Annotated in this window: 17 protein-coding genes; 8 read left to right on the top strand and 9 right to left on the bottom strand. The window is 59.8% G+C overall.

What is annotated here, in order from left to right; genetic code table 11:
• Positions 1–146 precede the first annotated feature (146 nt).
• Positions 147–1,352 carry a hypothetical protein gene (locus MUY35_RS08840; protein WP_248365986.1) on the top strand — a complete coding sequence of 402 codons (1,206 nt, stop codon included), beginning with the start codon at positions 147–149 and terminating at the stop codon, positions 1,350–1,352.
• An 82-nt stretch (positions 1,353–1,434) separates the two neighbouring features.
• Here MUY35_RS08840 and MUY35_RS08835 read toward each other — a convergent pair whose 3' ends face one another.
• Positions 1,435–3,102, bottom strand: coding sequence for a thiamine pyrophosphate-binding protein (locus MUY35_RS08835; RefSeq protein WP_248365984.1), 1,668 nt, complete (start codon positions 3,100–3,102; stop codon positions 1,435–1,437).
• Positions 3,103–3,185: 83 nt separating this feature from the next.
• Between MUY35_RS08835 and MUY35_RS08830 the strand changes: the two genes are divergently transcribed.
• Positions 3,186–3,731 carry an NAD(P)H-dependent oxidoreductase gene (locus tag MUY35_RS08830; RefSeq protein WP_248365982.1) on the top strand — a complete coding sequence of 182 codons (546 nt, stop codon included), beginning with the start codon at positions 3,186–3,188 and terminating at the stop codon, positions 3,729–3,731.
• Here MUY35_RS08830 and MUY35_RS08825 read toward each other — a convergent pair.
• Entirely contained in the window at positions 3,728–4,768 is a 1,041-nt protein-coding gene (locus MUY35_RS08825; protein ID WP_248365980.1) for an FAD-dependent oxidoreductase, read from the bottom strand. The two genes, MUY35_RS08830 and MUY35_RS08825, sit on opposite strands and share 4 nt — an antisense overlap.
• 54 nt (positions 4,769–4,822) lie before the next feature.
• Here MUY35_RS08825 and mnmD point away from each other — a divergent pair, with 54 nt between their 5' ends.
• Both mnmD and MUY35_RS08815 read left to right on the top strand, forming a co-directional pair.
• Positions 4,823–5,500, top strand: coding sequence for a tRNA (5-methylaminomethyl-2-thiouridine)(34)-methyltransferase MnmD (gene mnmD, locus MUY35_RS08820; RefSeq protein ID WP_248365978.1), 678 nt, complete (start codon positions 4,823–4,825; stop codon positions 5,498–5,500).
• A gap of 11 nt (positions 5,501–5,511) precedes the next feature.
• The gene (locus MUY35_RS08815; protein WP_248365969.1) at positions 5,512–6,384 is read left to right on the top strand and encodes a DMT family transporter; all 873 of its coding nucleotides are present in this window, start codon (positions 5,512–5,514) and stop codon (positions 6,382–6,384) included.
• On the opposite strand, the gene MUY35_RS08810 is transcribed toward MUY35_RS08815, so the two are convergent.
• Positions 6,374–8,335 (bottom strand): lytic transglycosylase domain-containing protein, encoded by a 1,962-nt coding sequence (locus MUY35_RS08810; RefSeq protein ID WP_248365967.1) that lies wholly within the window; start codon positions 8,333–8,335, stop codon positions 6,374–6,376. The two genes, MUY35_RS08815 and MUY35_RS08810, sit on opposite strands and share 11 nt — an antisense overlap.
• A gap of 140 nt (positions 8,336–8,475) precedes the next feature.
• Here MUY35_RS08810 and dapA point away from each other — a divergent pair, with 140 nt between their 5' ends.
• Both dapA and smpB read left to right on the top strand, forming a co-directional pair.
• Entirely contained in the window at positions 8,476–9,348 is an 873-nt protein-coding gene (gene dapA, locus MUY35_RS08805; protein WP_248365965.1) for a 4-hydroxy-tetrahydrodipicolinate synthase, read from the top strand.
• Between the two features lie 76 nt (positions 9,349–9,424).
• On the top strand, positions 9,425–9,901 hold the full coding sequence (smpB, locus tag MUY35_RS08800) for an SsrA-binding protein SmpB (protein WP_248365963.1): 477 nt from the start codon (positions 9,425–9,427) through the stop codon (positions 9,899–9,901).
• Positions 9,902–9,967: 66 nt separating this feature from the next.
• Here the strand turns inward: smpB and MUY35_RS08795 are convergent, their stop codons facing one another.
• The 3 genes from MUY35_RS08795 to MUY35_RS08785 are packed head-to-tail and all read right to left on the bottom strand — an operon-like array spanning position 9,968 to position 13,232.
• Positions 9,968–11,728, bottom strand: a complete 1,761-nt coding sequence (locus MUY35_RS08795; protein ID WP_248365961.1) for a bifunctional molybdopterin-guanine dinucleotide biosynthesis adaptor protein MobB/molybdopterin molybdotransferase MoeA — start codon at positions 11,726–11,728, stop codon at positions 9,968–9,970.
• A complete protein-coding gene (mobA, locus tag MUY35_RS08790; RefSeq protein ID WP_248365959.1) occupies positions 11,725–12,345 on the bottom strand; it encodes a molybdenum cofactor guanylyltransferase MobA in 621 nt (206 codons plus the stop codon). Before mobA ends, MUY35_RS08795 begins: the two co-directional genes overlap by 4 nt.
• The gene (locus MUY35_RS08785; protein ID WP_248365957.1) at positions 12,342–13,232 is read right to left on the bottom strand and encodes a formate dehydrogenase accessory sulfurtransferase FdhD; all 891 of its coding nucleotides are present in this window, start codon (positions 13,230–13,232) and stop codon (positions 12,342–12,344) included. The genes mobA and MUY35_RS08785 overlap by 4 nt, the downstream gene beginning before the upstream one ends.
• A gap of 48 nt (positions 13,233–13,280) precedes the next feature.
• On the opposite strand from MUY35_RS08785, the gene MUY35_RS08780 reads away from it, so the two are divergent.
• Entirely contained in the window at positions 13,281–13,994 is a 714-nt protein-coding gene (locus MUY35_RS08780) for an AzlC family ABC transporter permease (protein ID WP_248365955.1), read from the top strand.
• Positions 13,991–14,320 (top strand): AzlD domain-containing protein, encoded by a 330-nt coding sequence (locus MUY35_RS08775; protein WP_248365953.1) that lies wholly within the window; start codon positions 13,991–13,993, stop codon positions 14,318–14,320. Before MUY35_RS08780 ends, MUY35_RS08775 begins: the two co-directional genes overlap by 4 nt.
• A gap of 8 nt (positions 14,321–14,328) precedes the next feature.
• Here MUY35_RS08775 and MUY35_RS08770 read toward each other — a convergent pair whose 3' ends face one another.
• From MUY35_RS08770 to MUY35_RS08760, 3 genes are all read right to left on the bottom strand, one after another.
• On the bottom strand, positions 14,329–14,925 hold the full coding sequence (locus tag MUY35_RS08770; protein ID WP_248365952.1) for a hypothetical protein: 597 nt from the start codon (positions 14,923–14,925) through the stop codon (positions 14,329–14,331).
• 34 nt (positions 14,926–14,959) lie between these two features.
• Positions 14,960–15,094: an aa3-type cytochrome c oxidase subunit IV gene (locus MUY35_RS08765; RefSeq protein WP_248365950.1), complete on the bottom strand. Its 135-nt coding sequence runs from the start codon at positions 15,092–15,094 to the stop codon at positions 14,960–14,962.
• A gap of 81 nt (positions 15,095–15,175) precedes the next feature.
• A complete protein-coding gene (locus MUY35_RS08760) occupies positions 15,176–15,637 on the bottom strand; it encodes a DUF6173 family protein (RefSeq protein ID WP_248365948.1) in 462 nt (153 codons plus the stop codon).
• Between the last annotated feature and the right edge of the window lie 19 nt (positions 15,638–15,656).

Raw genomic sequence — 15,656 nt, 5'->3', positions numbered from 1 at the left:
TTTTCAGCACGGTGCGTGGGTTTGGTTAACAACTGGTGAATCTTTGCGAGATCAGGGTGCGACAACTTGGCTGGCCCTAGGGCTTGCGTCGGGAACCAACCAGTTCTATAAATATTCATAAATATGAATATGAATGGAGAAATCCGATGCAACCCAATCGTCCAGCGGACAAATACTCGCCGCTATACTTCCTTGCCTCTGTCGGTGCAGGTGGCCTGTCGGTCACCTTCTTCATGTATCTGATGTTCTGGGTGTCCCATAAGGGCCAACCGGTGCCGGTTTTCGAAGACATTCTGGCCGCTTTCAGCACCGGAACCATCGGCATGAAGGTCGCCATCGCCGTCGCATGGGCCGGCATTGCAACCTTCGTGTTCCTGAACCTGAAATACCTGTTCTGGAACCTGAAAGCGTTCTCGGCCTTCCGCAAAACCGATGCGTATGAGACGCTGAAAAACTCGAACGCCGAAACGACCATCCTTGCCATGCCTCTTGCATTGGCGATGAGCGTGAACGGCTTGTTTGTCGCCGGTTTGGTTTTCGTGCCGGGCCTATGGTCGATCGTCGAATATCTGTTCCCATTCGCGATGGCAGCCTTTCTGGCCATCGGTATTCTGGCGCTGATCTATATCGGTGACTTCCTTGGGCGCGTTCTGACTGAAGGTGGCGTGTTCGACGTGACCGCGCATAACAGCTTTGCGCAGATGCTGCCTGCCTTCGCGCTGGCAATGACCGCCGTTGGCTTTTCGGCGCCTGCCGCAATGAGCACCAATACGGTGGTGGTTGGTGTTGCGTTGATTGGGTCGACCTTCTTTGGGGTGGCGTCCCTGACCTATGCGGCGCTTGCATTGTTCACTGCGTTCAACTCGATGCTGCACTATGGCACATCGAAGGAAACTGCGCCCACTCTGTTGATCGTAATCCCGCTGATGACCATTCTGGGCATCATGGCCTTGCGCCAAAACCACGGCCTTCACGCCACGTTCGAGGTGCACGGCACTGCGGGCGAAACCATGATCTTCCTAGCCCGTCTGGTTGCCATTCAGGTCCTGTTTGGCCTGTTGGGTCTGGTAATGCTGGCACGCCATAATTACTGGAAAAGTTTCGTCTTTGGCAACGAAACCTCGCCTGGTTCCTATGCGCTGGTGTGCCCCGGTGTGGCACTGTCAGTTCTGTTGCAGTTCTTCGTGAACACCGGAATGGTGCAGGCTGGCGTGCTGGATAAGTATTCGGCCACGTACTGGGCGGTCACGGCCATTGCGATAGCCTTCCAGTTCGCCATGGTCGCGCTGGTGTTTCGTCTGAACAAACAGCATTTCGGGCGCGCATCGGGGCAGGCTGTTCCGGCCGAGTAAATCGTGCAAAGACAAGTTGCAGGGGGGCGTGTCGGAAACGATGCGCCCTTTTGCTGTTGACCAACGCTGCATCCAAGATGGGTTAAACCTTGTCCTTCCTCGCTTCGCCCTGCGCCCGTAATGCGTCAATCGTCAGACCGGGTGTGGCGACCTGCGGGTCCAAAACGAGCTCAATCACCGCCAGTGTGTTGGCGTCTTGTGCCCGTGCGAAGGCGGCGGCGAAGTCGACGCCATTGGTAACCGTTTCTCCGTGCCCGCCATAGGCCCGCGCCAAGGCGGCGAAATCGGGGTTGGCCATATCGGTTCCCGAAACGCGGCCCGGATAGGTGCGTTCCTGATGCATGCGGATTGTGCCATACCGCCCGTTATTGGCGATGATCGCGATTGGTTTTGAGCCGTGCTGGATGGCCGTCGACATCTCGTTCAAGGTCATCTGGAATTCGCCGTCCCCCAACCACGCAACGACCGTGCGATCCGGGTTCTCAAGGCTGGCCGCCACAGCTGCCGGAAACCCGTATCCCATCGAGCCAGAGGTCGGTGCGAGCTGCGTGCCATGCTGCTTGAAGCAGAAATAACGATGCAGCCAAGTGGCATAATTCCCCGCTCCATTGGTGATGATGGCGTCATCCGTAAGGTGTTCGGACAGCCAAAGGACGATGTCTTCCAACCTGACGTCGCCCGGTGTGGTGACTGGCTTCTGGAACGCCTCATAATCCTGCCTTGCGGCCTTGGCCCAAGACTTCCATGCGGGCGCGTCTATGTCATTGGTTTGGACCAAGGTTTTAAGCGCATCTGGACCTGTAGCCACCAACGCCAGATCGGCATGATAGACGCGGCCAAGCTCGTCCGGGTCGGGGTAGATGTGCACGATACGCTTGCCGGTGGCTGCGGGGTTCAGCAAAGCGTATCCTCCGGTCACGCTGTCGCCCAGACGTGACCCCAACACGATCAGTGTATCGGCCTCGGTCAAGCGGGCACCCAGCTTTGGGTTCATTCCAACGCCCAGATCACCCACATATTTTGGGTGGCGGTTGTCCATGAAATCCTGCCGCCGGAAGGCGCAGGCCACGGGCAGGTCAAAACTTTCAGCAAAGCGGGATATGTTCTGGGCGGCGTCTGCGGTCCAACCCGGCCCGCCAGCGATGACCAGCGGGGCTTTCGCATCAGCCAGAATGTCTACGATGTCTTGCGCATCCTGCACCGTGACGTGACCGTTGGTGCGGGGCATGGCGGGACGGTCAGGCACGTCTGCAACGGCGCTCAGCATATCCTCAGGCAACGCCACAACCACCGGGCCGGGACGACCCGAGCGCGCCGTATGAAAGGCGCGCGCAAGGTATTCGGGCAGGCGGTCGGTCTGATCTACTTCGCACGCCCATTTGGCGAGCGTGCCGAAGACAGCGCGATAGTCCACTTCCTGAAACGCTTCACGGTCGCGGTGGCCGCGTGCGATTTGCCCCACGAACACCACCATCGGTGTGCTGTCTTGCTGGGCAACATGGATGCCGGATGCCGCATTGGTCGCGCCCGGGCCACGAGTGACGAACAGAATGCCGGGGTCGCCGGTCAGCTTCCCATGCGCCTCGGCCATCATTGCGGCACCGCCTTCTTGGCGGCAAACGATGTTTTCGATCTCGCTGTCATGCAACCCATCCAGCGCTGCCAGAAAGCTTTCACCGGGCACCGAGAACACCCGCCGCACGCCTTCCGCCTTCAGGTGATCGACCAATATCTGTCCGCCATGCCGCATGATCGCGCCCCTTATTCCCCATTCAGCCGTTGACCTGACGGTTTGCGCGCCGCACTTTTGCGAACGCGAAACAGGAGGCTGAATTGTCTAAACACCGTTTGCTTGGCATGTCCGGGTCACTGCGTAAAGACGCAACGAACCGGTTTTTGATCCGAAACGCCGCACGCCTGTATGGCGACGCGGATTATACCGAGGCCGATCTTGACCTGCCCCTTTTCAACGCGGATGACGAGGCAGCGCATGGCGCACCCGAAAGCGTCATCCGATTGGCCGGGCAAATCGCGGTTGCGGATGCGGTCGTCATTTCGACCCCGGAATACAACAAGATGCTGTCTGGAGTTTTGAAGAACGCCTTGGATTGGGTCAGCCGCATGAAGCCTCATCCTTGGGACGGCAAACCGGTCGCTGTGATGTCCGCGGCGGCGGGGCGGGCGGGCGGCGATCGCGCACAAACCTCGTTGGTGTCTGCGATGACGCCGTTCCAACCGCGCCTTATCATCGGTCCCGAAATCGCCGTGGCGGGCAGCAGTCGGGAATTTGATGCAGATGGGCGTCTTACCAATGACCGCTACGAGGCGGCGCTTCAGACGTTGATGGAGAAGTTGCGCGCCGAGGTGGATCAGGGCTAGAGGCTGGCCGCGACTTTGAAATCCTCGGGGATTGTGTCGCACCCTTCTAATACCAGATCGGCCATAACCTCGCCCACCTTCGGTCCCATGCCGAACCCGATTTTGAACCCGCCATTGGCGATGAAATGGTCTGGTCTGTCGGGGTAGTGCCCCAGCATCGGTGCACGGGTTTTGGCACGCGGGCGAACGCCTGCCCAGCGTTCGATAACGGGCGCGTTCTTGATGGCAGGGCACACGACGCGGGCACGCGTGATCACGTCCTCCAACGCATCATCACAGCTGGTCGGGTCGTCAAATTCACGCTCGCTGGTGGAGCCAATGGCGACGGTGCCATCTGTGTGGGGGATGATGTGCAGGGCATCTGCGAACAGCTGCGGCAGATCGGTGGCGTCATGACGTAGCATGGCACTTTGCCCTTTCACGCCGTTGCCGACGGGTTTGCCAAGTTCTTGTGACAATGCCTCTAGCCCCCGCCAACCGGTGGCCCAGACGACGCGCCCTTCTTCCTGTGCCTCTTGCACGACCTCTCCCCCTTTGGCTTGAACCGCACCGGCCAAGGCTTTCGCGGCGCGACGAGGGTTCATCCGCGCGGTCAGGGTGTCGTGAATGACATATCCCGTTGCGCTGTCAGGTGCCCAGCCGGGGAAGTCGGCGACTGGTCGAACGTCCCACACGGCCTTGCCCTGCCAAAGGGTGGCGGCCTCGTCCTTTCGCTCGCGGGCTAGGGTCAGCAGGCGTTCATCGGCTACGGGTTGCAGGCGTCCCGTGCGGCCATATCCGGATGACAGGCCCGAGGCGGCTTCGACCTCCCTCCAATAATCTTCCGCCATGATCAGGCTGTCGAACTGAAAGGCTTTCTTGGCGTTCCAGTGCTCCGGCACATGCGGGGCCAGCGCGCCGACCAAGCCACCGGACGACCCGGCCCCGACGCCATAAGGGTCAATCACACGCACCTTCGCGCCACGCTTCACGCAGCTCCACGCCACCGAAAGGCCGAAAATACCTGCGCCATAGATGGTCACATCCACGATTGCCAAAACATCGGTCCTTCTTCATGGTCGCGCGCGTCGAGTGGAGTTCTAGGGCATGTCATGACGAAGAGCCAGATTGCAAACATCGCGTGGAAAGAGGGCGGCGTGCCGGTGGCAACGCAGTTTGACGACCCCTATTTCTCACTTGATGACGGTCTGGCGGAAACGCGGCATGTGTTTCTCAGCGGAAACGACCTTCCCGTGCGGTTTGCACCGGGGTTTCATGTGGCCGAGCTTGGCTTTGGCACCGGGTTGAACATGCTGGCGACCTATCTTTCGTGGCGCGATGCCGGATCGCCTGCTGGTGTGCGGTTTACCTCGTTCGAGGCCTTTCCGATGGCAGCAGATGACATCGCCAAGGCTTTGAACGCGTTTCCCGAAGCGCAGTCGGTTGCCGCACCCTTTCTGTCGGCATGGGCGGCCGACGCGCGGTCGTTTGACGTTGGCGGTTTTGCGGTCGAGGTTATCGAAGGCGACGCGCGGCAAACCATGACCACATGGGATGGCAAGGCTGATGCGTGGTTTCTGGACGGGTTCTCGCCTGCAAAGAACCCGGAACTGTGGGGCGATGATCTGATGATGCAGGTCGGCGCCCACACCACTCCCAATGGCACGTTTGCGACATATACCGCCGCAGGTTTCGTGCGCCGGGCCCTAGACGCGGCGGGCTTTGCCGTGGAACGGTCGCCGGGATATGGGCGTAAACGGCACATGAGCCGCGGCACCATGCGCCCCTGAGGAGACACCAGATGGACCAAAACACCCGCGCGGGCATCTGGCTTATGGTTGGGGCGACCTTCGTTTTTGCAATGCAGGATGGGATATCGCGCCACCTCGCCGGGGCCTACAGCGTTTGGATGGTCGTGATGATCCGCTATTGGTTCTTTGCAGCGTTCGTCATCTGGCTGACCCGACATAACGGTGGGCTGCGCCAAGCTTTGCACCCCGCGCGGCCTTATTTGCAGATATTCCGCGGCGCACTGCTGGCGTTGGAGATCTGCGTCACCGTGTTGTCCTTCGTTCTGCTGGGGTTGGTGGAAAGCCACGCGATTTTTGCCTGCTATCCGCTGCTGGTCGCCGCTTTCTCTGGCCCAGTATTGGGTGAAAAAGTAGGCTGGCGACGCTGGGCAGCCATTGGCGTCGGGTTCGCCGGTATCCTTGTGATCTTACAGCCGGGCTTCGGAGTTTTTGCGCCTGAAGCGATTGTGCCGTTGGTCGGTGCGTTGATGTTTGCGCTTTACGGGCTGCTCACCCGCTTGGCCGCAAAAACGGACAGCACGCAAACCAGCTTTTTCTGGACGGGCATTGTCGGCGCCGTGGTTATGACCGCAATCGGGGTTTCTTTCTGGGAACCGATGATCGCGCCAGATTGGGGTTGGATGGCGCTTTTGTGTGTGACCGGCGTTCTGGGTCATTGGTTGCTGATCAAATGTTACGAGTTCGCCGAAGCCAGCGTCGTGCAACCCTTCGCCTATCTTCAACTGGTCTTTGTCGCTATCCTTGGCGTGTCTCTGTTTGGCGAGGAACTTCGCACCAACGTGATCATCGGTGCCGCGATCGTGGTCGGGGCGGGCATCTTCACCCTGCTGCGCAGTCGCCGGGCGACAAGACCTAGTTCTTAAGCTCTGTCGACAGCGACAAGGGCTCGGTCTTGCCAGTCAAGCGCGCGCGATAAACCGGCAGGCTTTCGGCAACCCGCATGACGTAATTCCGGGTTTCACGAAATGGGATGTGTTCGATCCAGTCGACAATGTCAGTGGAACTTGCCCGCACATCGCCCAACTGTTTTGACCAACGAACGGCGCGCGTTGGCCCCGCGTTATAAGCGGCAGCAACAAGCACGGGATTCATACCGAAATCCTCGATCAGTTTTGCAAGATATTCTGATCCCAAACGGGTGTTGTAAGCTGGATCGGTGATCAGGCGCGATTTGGAATACGGCAGGCCAACGCGCTTCGCCATGTCCGAAGCTGTGCCGGGCATGAGTTGCATCAGACCGCGTGCGCCGACGCCCGACATAACGCTTGGATCAAATTCGCTTTCACGTCGCGCGATAGCTAGTTCAAGGGCGCGGGGCACGGTTTTGTTGCCCCGGCCAATGTCCGGCGTAGGGTAATACGGGCGCGGGATCGTCAGGCCGACGCGGGCGGCTTGTTTGGCGATCATCACCTGTAAATGCGGCTCATCCACACTTTCGGCCCACGCGCCCAACTGACCGATTTCTTCGCGCGTCAGGCTTTCGGCCAGATGCACCGCGAAGCGCTCGGCCCAATAACCTTCGCCAGCGGCTTGCAGCAGGCGGGCGGCCTCCATCACCGATCCGCCCCAAAACCCGGCCTGCTTGAAGGGCGGGAAAGGTTCGATCCCGGTCAGAGTAGGATCCATCGGGATGCCGGCCTTTTCAGCCGCAAGAAGGCCATAAAAGCTGGTTTGATACTCACCGCCGAGTTCATACGATGCCTTGGCTGCGACTGCATCGCCCGCTGCCTCATGCGCGCGACCCAGCCAATAGCCTGCGCGGCCCATGCTGATGGGGGTATCAACGCCCAGCCGGAAGGTCTGAAAATGTTCAAGCGCGGTGACGGGGTCGTTTAGCTTGCGCAACGCCACGTAGCCCGCGAGCCATTCAAGGTCGTTCTGATCCGATCCACCCGACAAGTGGTGAAAGGACGCCAGTTGATAGGCTTGCTGATCTTTGCCTTCGCGCATTGACCAACGCGCCAGCACCCTGCGCCAACTGGCCCAACGCTGCGGCTGTCCAAGCTTCATGGCACTGTCCGAGCGTGACAATATCAGGTCGATAGCATCCTGATTGCGCCCTTTGGTCGCTCGCCAAAGGAACCTTTCGTAAGCCAGCCCCGGATCATCGGCCAACGCGGCTGGAACGGCAGAAATCAACGCGTCCACGCCGTCTTTCTTTTTGCGCAACGCCAGGCGAGCTTTAGCCAGCGCCTGCTGATCTTTCCCAACCAACGGCAGCATGCGCGTGGCCTCGGCGGTGTCGCCACGCCACAATAGCGTGTCGAGACGTTCCCAGTGATACGGTTTCAGTGTGTCGCCAAAGCGGGCGATAAAGGCGTCATGTTCATCTTCGTCCAGCGACAGCGTCGACCAAGCCAGAATGATCTGAGCACGGGCTTCCTCGCCCGCCTCGGTTGCGGTCAGAGCTTCGGCCAAACGCAAAGCGCCCCTGCCGGTCTGTGGGGGTTGCGGCTTGAAGAACGCGAGCACCTTCTGCGGATCATAAAGGTGCGGAATCGTTTCCTCGGACTGCTTGCGCAGATATTTCAGTCCCGGCCAGTCGGGATGTTTGGCCAGAAAAGCGCGGCTGTCTTCAAAACTGCCTTCGCCCCGGCGCAACCGATGCCATTCCAGTATGTCGCGCACCAACGGGCCGCCGGACTGGGCGTCGGACATCGCTTCCGACCAATTGTTGGCTCGGGCTTGGGTAACCGCCTGTTTTAAAGCGGAAACCGCGCCAGCGTCTTGTGCGCCAGCGCTTGACGGTGTGACGACAAAGGGTGCCAACGACAGGGATAAGACCCCAAGAATGTGTTTAAAAATTCTGCTCATTCGGAAAAACTAGTTATGCATGCGCGATACGCAACACACAAACTTGGCATTTGTGCTGAACCCGGCTAGTTTCCGCCGCGTTTGGGGTCGCGATTCATTATCGGCCGCAGTAACCTGAAAACACAAAATTGGAGCGTGTCATGTTCAAAGGATCTCTTCCTGCCCTGGTCACGCCGTTCAAGGACGGCGCAGTGGATTTCGACACGCTCAAACGTTTGGTCGAATGGCACATCGCAGAAGGGTCGCATGGGCTGGTGCCGGTGGGCACGACCGGCGAAAGCCCGACGCTGAGCCACAAAGAACATGAACAGGTGGTTGAGGCTGTCGTATCCGCCGTTGCGGGCCGGGTGCCGGTGATCGCCGGGGCTGGGTCAAACAGCACCGCCGAAAGCCTGCGTCTGGTCAGGCACGCCAAGGCGGTCGGCGCTGACGCAGCTCTGGTTGTTACACCTTATTACAACAAGCCAACGCAAAGCGGTCTGATCGCGCATTTCGCAGCGGTGGCCGAGGTTGGCATCCCAATCATCATCTACAACATCCCGCCCCGCTCGGTCGTGGATATGTCGCCTGATACGATGGGCGAGTTGGCCAAGCTGGATATGATCGTGGGCGTGAAGGATTCGTCTGCCGATCCTGGACGTATCGCGATGCAACGCATGACCTGCGGCAAGGATTTCATCCAACTTTGCGCCGAAGACCCGGCAGCGGTTGGTTATAACGCCATGGGCGGCGTTGGCTGCATTTCTGTCACCGCAAACGTGGCATCGAAGCTGTGCAGCCAGATACAGGAAGCCACCCTTGCGGGAGATTTCGCCAAGGCGCTTGAACTGTCGGATAAGGTGATGCCGCTGCACCGTGCGATCTTCCTTGAACCCGGCGTGGCCGGGGCGAAATACGCGATGTCGCGGTTGGGCCTTTGTGATGGCGAACTGCGCCTGCCAATGGTTGAGGTGACGGATGGCACCAAGGCACAAATCGACGATGCCCTGCGCCATGCAGGTTTGCTGAACTGATCAAAACAGCCCGGTCGTCTGCGAATTGCGGATGGCCGGGCTGGACAGCGCTCAAACGAACGCCTACATCCGCGTTATGGCCAAAACGAACGACGACCCCAACTATAAAGTGATCGCCGACAATCGGCGCGCGCGGTACGATTACGCGATCGAAGAAGATATCGAATGCGGCATCATTCTGATGGGGTCCGAGGTTAAATCTTTGCGGCAAGGCGGTGCCAATATCGCCGAAAGCTATGCAGAGGTCGATGACGGCGAGCTTTTCCTGACCAACGGATATATCGCGCCGTACAAGCAGGCGATCACGTGGGGCCATCAGGAACGGCGTAGGCGAAAACTGCTGGCGTCCAAGCGCGAGATTGCCAAGATGTGGAATGCGACGCAACGCAAGGGCATGACTCTTGTGCCGCTGGTCATGTATTTTAATCACAAGGGTCTGGTGAAGCTCAAGATCGGTATCGCCAAAGGCAAGAAGGCCCATGATAAGCGGGCAACCGAGGCTAAGCGTGATTGGGGTCGACAGAAGCAGCGGCTTTTGCGGCACGGGGACTAGGGGGCGTTGCCCCTCTGCGCTTTGCGCATTCACCCCAGGATATTTCGAGCCAGAAGAAGCGGTGAGTCAGGTTATGCCGAACCCCGAATAGGGTAGGAAGCGCACCATTGTTCCCGGTGTGATTTCGGCTGCCTCATCGGGCAGTTCTACCAACCCGGTGGCCCAGCCAAGACCCGAGATACGGCCCGAGCCTTCGGATTTGAAAGCCTCGACATGTCCATCATCGTTCAGGCGGGCGCGCAGGTATTCACGTCGGCCAGACTTTTTGGTCTTGGAGAAAGCGGCAGGAAGCAGGAAGGATTGTGGTTCCAGCCAGTTGCCTCCGGCCAACACCGAGAATGCGGGGCGCGCGAAGATCAGTGTGGTGATCAGGGCGGCGACGGGGTTGCCGGGCAGACCGAAGACGGGTGTGCCGTTCCATTGTGCAAGGGCAAGGGGGCGGCCGGGTTTGATCGCGATGCGCCAATGGTGCAGCGATCCGGTTTCGCCCAAGAGTGCTGAGACATGGTCTTCGTCACCAGCAGACGCGCCGCCGGACGTCAGGATCACGTCCGCTTTTGTTGCGGCATCGTTGAGGGCTTGATGCAGGATGTCCCGGTCATCGGTCACATGGCCCAGATCGACCGGTGCATAGCCCCACCCTTCCACCAGAGACAGCAGCATCGGACGGTTGGCGTCGTAGGTGCGGGCAATATCCATTGTCGTGCCGGGTTCAGCCAATTCGTCGCCGGTGGACAGCACGCCGACGCGCAAGCGGGTGTGCACTTTTGCGTTGGAAAGGCCGAGGGCCGACAGAAGCGCCACGTCCGGCGCCCGCATTTTTTGGCCAGCGGGCAAAGCTAGTTTGCCTGCTGCCACGTCCTCGCCAGCTGCGCGGGCGTTTGCGCCGGGTTTGACGCCTGCGGGGAAGCTGAGGGTGCCGTCATTCACTTGCACGTCTTCTTGCATGACCACCGTATCGACCCCGTTGGGTAGAAGAGCGCCTGTCAGGATGCGGATTGCTTGGCCCATCGGAACGGTCTCCGCAAAAGGAGCGCCTGCGGCGGCGCGGCCATCGACAAGGGGCATGTGCACCACGTCGCCTGCGGGAAGGCCAGCGAAGGCGAAAGCATACCCATCAACCGCCGCATTCGCGCCGGGTGGGTTGGAGCGGATGGCCATATGGTCAGCAGCCAAGACGCGACCGCGGGCCTGCCCGACCGGAACGGTTTCGGTACCTGCGACGGGTTGCAGGCGATCGCGCAGCGTGGCCAGCGCCTTGTCAACCGGGGTCCAGTTGACACCGGGGGGCAGGGCGAAACAGTCATTCGCCAGTTTGGGTATTGAGCGTGGGGCCATGCCGGTGGCGGTTTCAATGAAGGCCGCGATGGCTGGGGTGTCATCGAGATCAAAGATAGGCAGGTCGAGATCGGGAAGGGGAACATCGCTGGCCACCGCGCGAATGGTGTCGTTCTTGGGGGCCAACAAAGTTTCGCCCGTAGCGGCACGGTGCGCTTCGATTTTCGGATGGGGCGCGTTCTTGAAACCTTCGACCAGCACCAGATCACAGGGCGTCAGGCGGGCGATCAGTTCGGCCAAGCGCGGCTCGTCCGTGTCGCGCAGCTCGTGCAGGATTGAAACGCGGGCGGCCGAAGCCAACACCACCTCTTGTGCGCCTGCCTCGCGGTGACGGTGGGTGTCGGTGCCGGGTCGTTCCAGATCGACGCCGTGATGGGTGTGTTTCAGGGTTGAGACACGCAGGCCTTTCGCGGTGAAATGGGCCACCAGTCGTTCCATCAACCCTGTTTTGCCGGAGTTTTTCCAACCCGTAACACCGAAGATTTTCATGGGGCGGTCTCCAGCAAAATTTGGGCTCGGGCGAGGTCTTCTGGTGTGTTGACGTTGAAAAACGGATCGAAGGGGTCGGGATCGAATACGGCCTGAGCGGCCCCATGCTTTTCTGTCCACTGGACCACCTTGCGCAGCCCGCCTTCAAGTGCGGAGCGCAGATCGTCGCGCAGTGCCACGTCCCATAATCCAAAGGTCGGTTGACGCATGGGCCCGCGATCCGGGTCAAGGGTTGCGGCAAGCGCGATTGGGGCGTGTGCATCGGTTGCTGCTTGCGTCAGCCGGGAAACAAGGTCGCGCGGAAAGAATGGCGTGTCAGCGGCGGCGGACACCACATGGGTTGCGCCCTGCGCCGCCGCCCAATCAAGCCCCGCGAGAACGCCTGCGAGCGGCCCTGCGAAACCGTCAATGCTGTCGGGCAGGACTGGCAGGCCCAGGTCTGAAAAGCGTGCTGGATCACCATTGGCATTCAACGCCAGCGCCCCGACCTGAGGCGCGAGGCGGGCGATCACCTGAGACAGCAGCGTTCCGTCACCCAGCGGTAGCAATCCCTTGTCGCCGCCGCCCATCCGCGTCGCCAATCCGCCTGCAAGGATGATCCCAACGGATTTCGTCATTCCCCGCCCCCCTTGCGGCGATGTTTTCGATCCTCGTGGGTCACATGGGCAGGGTCAGTGTCGCGGATCAGGCGGCCCTCGCCGGACAGGCAGGTGAACCGTTGCCCCCGCATCCGACCAATCAGGGTCAGGCCGACTTCGCGCGCAATCTCGACACCCCAGGCGGTGAAGCCAGAGCGTGAGACCAGCGCTGGGATGCCCATCTGGGCGGTTTTTATCACCATTTCCGAGGTCAAACGCCCGGTGGTGTAGAGAATTTTATCAGTGCCGGAAACACGTTCAGACAGCATCCAGCCCGCGACTTTATCGACGGCGTTGTGGCGGCCCACGTCTTCCATATAGACCAGCGGGCGGTCTTCTTGGCACAGAACGGTGCCGTGGATCGCGCCTGCTTCCAGATACAGTGACGGCGTGCGGTTGATCTTTTGTGCCAAGGCATACAGCCACGAGGTTTTCAGCGATGTTGCGGGCAGGGTCAGGCCGTCCAACCCCTCCATCATATCGCCAAAAACGGTGCCAACCGCACAACCTGACGTGCGTGTTTTGCGGGCAAGTTTGTCCTCGTAATCGGTTTCGCGTGCGGTGCGCACCACCACGGTGTCGATATCTTCGTCATAGTCGACGCCCGTGATCTGATCATCGTCTGACAGCATTCCCTGATTGCGCAAGAAACCCAGTGCCAGATAGTCGGGATAGTCGCCAATGGTCATGGCGGTCACGATTTCGCGCTTGTTCAGAAAGATCGTCAGCGGGCGCTCTTCGACCACAGATATGCAAGTGGGCGCGCCCGTTTCATCGTGACCGTCCACCGCGCGGGTCAGGCGGGTGGCGCCAGGATCCGGGGCGATCAGGTATTCGGATAGAATGTCGTCGGTGGTCAATTGCAACTCCTGTCGCGACGCCGTAAGCGTGAAGGGGTAATCTAGGACCCGATGATGACTTCGTCCAACCCCAAAAGACACTTCTTGCGTGGCGCACGCGATGCGTTGCCCTTCATTCTGGTGATTGTTCCGTTCGCGCTGCTTTTTGGCGTTGTGGCGACCGAGGCTGGATTGAACGTGGCGGAGGTTATGGGCTTTACGGTGTTGGTCATCGCGGGGGCGGCACAGTTTGCGGCTGTCCAGTTGATGACCGAAAACGCGCCGACCCTTATTGTGATTCTGACAGCTTTGGCGGTGAACCTGCGAATGGCGATGTATAGTGCGTCGCTGACGCCATATCTGGGCAGTGCGCCGCTTTGGCGACGTGCGCTGGTGGCTTATCTTATGGTCGATCAGGCTTATGCCCTATCGCAGATCAAGTTTGAGCTGGAGCCAGAGCTGACCGTCACAGAGCGCTTCGCTTATTACATCGGAACGGTCGTCCCGTTGGTCCCGTTGTGGTATAGCGCAAGTTATGTGGGGGCCGTCGCGGGCGCGCAAATTCCGGCCAGCTTCGCGCTCGATTTCGCGCTGCCCATCACTTTTTTGGCGATGGTCGCGCCGGCGCTGCGCACTGTTGCGCATGTCGCGGCGGCCGTGACCTCTGTGGTTCTTGCATTGCTGATGGCGTGGATGCCCTATGGTTCGGGCCTATTGGTGGCTGCCATCGGCGCGATGATCGTCGGCGCGCAGGTCGAGCTTTTGATGGCGAAAAGGGCAACGCGATGACCGTTGATCACAGCTCCGTTTGGCTTGTCATATTCGCGCTGGCGATTGGCAGCTTCCTGATCCGGTTCAGCTTTCTTGGGCTGATCGGTGACCGGCCGATGCCCGAATGGGTGCTGCGCCACCTGCGCTATACGCCGGTGGCCGTGTTGCCGGGGTTGGTCGCGCCATTGGTCCTTTGGCCCGCCGCGACAGGCGGATCACCTGATCCAGCCCGCCTAAGCGCAGCCTTGGTCACATTGTTGGTTGGATATTTGAGCCGCAACGTGTTGGCCGCGATCCTGTCCGGCGCGGCCACACTTTACGGAATGTTGTTCCTGCTGGGCTAGTCGCGCGGTCAGATGCCGCGCGTCAGGATCTCGCCGTTTTCTTCCGGATCATCGTCATAGAACTTGCGTTCGCTCACTCCGGGCAGAGCCCCGAACTGGTCCATGATTTTCTTCGGGAACATCGACGGCGAGATTGACTGGAAACCGGGAAGGCTGCGCAGGATCGCAGCCACCGACGTGGCGCATTGCGCTTTGGGCACAGCGCCATAGCGTTCCACCGCGCGGATCGCCATTTCCGCCACTTGCGGGCTGACCGCGATATCCTGGCGCACCACATGATAGGTGATGCGCGCGTGATAATCGACGTAGAAATCGACCGCTCTTTCGGTCATGCCGTAATGCACATCGTGCCGTTCGGGCAGGTTCGGGTGATGCCACGTGCCTGCTGGGTCAAAGATCAGCCGCTCTGACCCGTTGATCAGCAAGGATGAATGCGCGCCCGCACCAGATTTGTTCGAAATCACCGTGAACAGCGTGATCGAGGGAGGGGCCGCGTGGCGATATTTCGCGCGCGCCACCGCTTTGTCACTAGCCCAGACATTGTCTGCGCCGCCGCAAGCCGCAAGGGTCAACAACAGCGACAAAGCCATGATCAATCGCAACATTGGAAAATCCTACCTACTCGGACCGGGCGGGGTATCAGGCGTTGAATATCGCCAGCAGGACCAAGATCACCACGCACACCACGACCGTGCGCGCTGCGATTTTGACGAATCCCTCAAAGGTTTTTTCCTGCGTGCTGGTGTCCATCGTTCCAACTACGTGATCAGCCATTATGCGTCTTCCTGTTCCAAAATATGCGTTGTTCCACCGAATAGCCGATTTGAAACCGCCTGTCACGGCCTGCAATGCACGTTATCCTTCTGGCGCGCCACCTTCTTCAAATTCTGCGGCCAAGCGAAAACCAATGCGCTTGGGTTCCGCACTTTCCACCTGTTTGGGCAGGGCGCGCAACATGACCGAAAGTTGGCTGATATGTTGGATCAGTTGGGTTTTCGTGCCCCCACCGTCTGACCCGTAAAAGGTCAGGACATCCGGGTCGAAAAACCCAATACCCTCGATTCTGAGAATACCCGCGTCCCCGCCGGTGAAGCCCATGGCGACCTCGTGTTCGTTGTCCAGCTGTTCTTCGAAAGTCTTGATATAGAGAATCAGTCGCTCATAGGCCCATTGGGCAGGGCTTTTCTGCTCCAGAGGCGTTTCAGCGACTGCCTTCGGCAGCGGCTGGTCTTCGACCACGACCGGACCATCCTCGCTGCAACTGACGGTGTGGGCGCGCGGTGGATTGGCGCGGGCGGTTTGCTTTTTCTTCGTCATCTGGCCTCGCTAAAGTTCG

It is taken from the genome of Aliiroseovarius sp. S1339, from assembly GCF_023195695.1.
GTDB lineage: Bacteria > Pseudomonadota > Alphaproteobacteria > Rhodobacterales > Rhodobacteraceae > Aliiroseovarius.
This window is presented reverse-complemented; position numbering and strand designations above follow the sequence as displayed.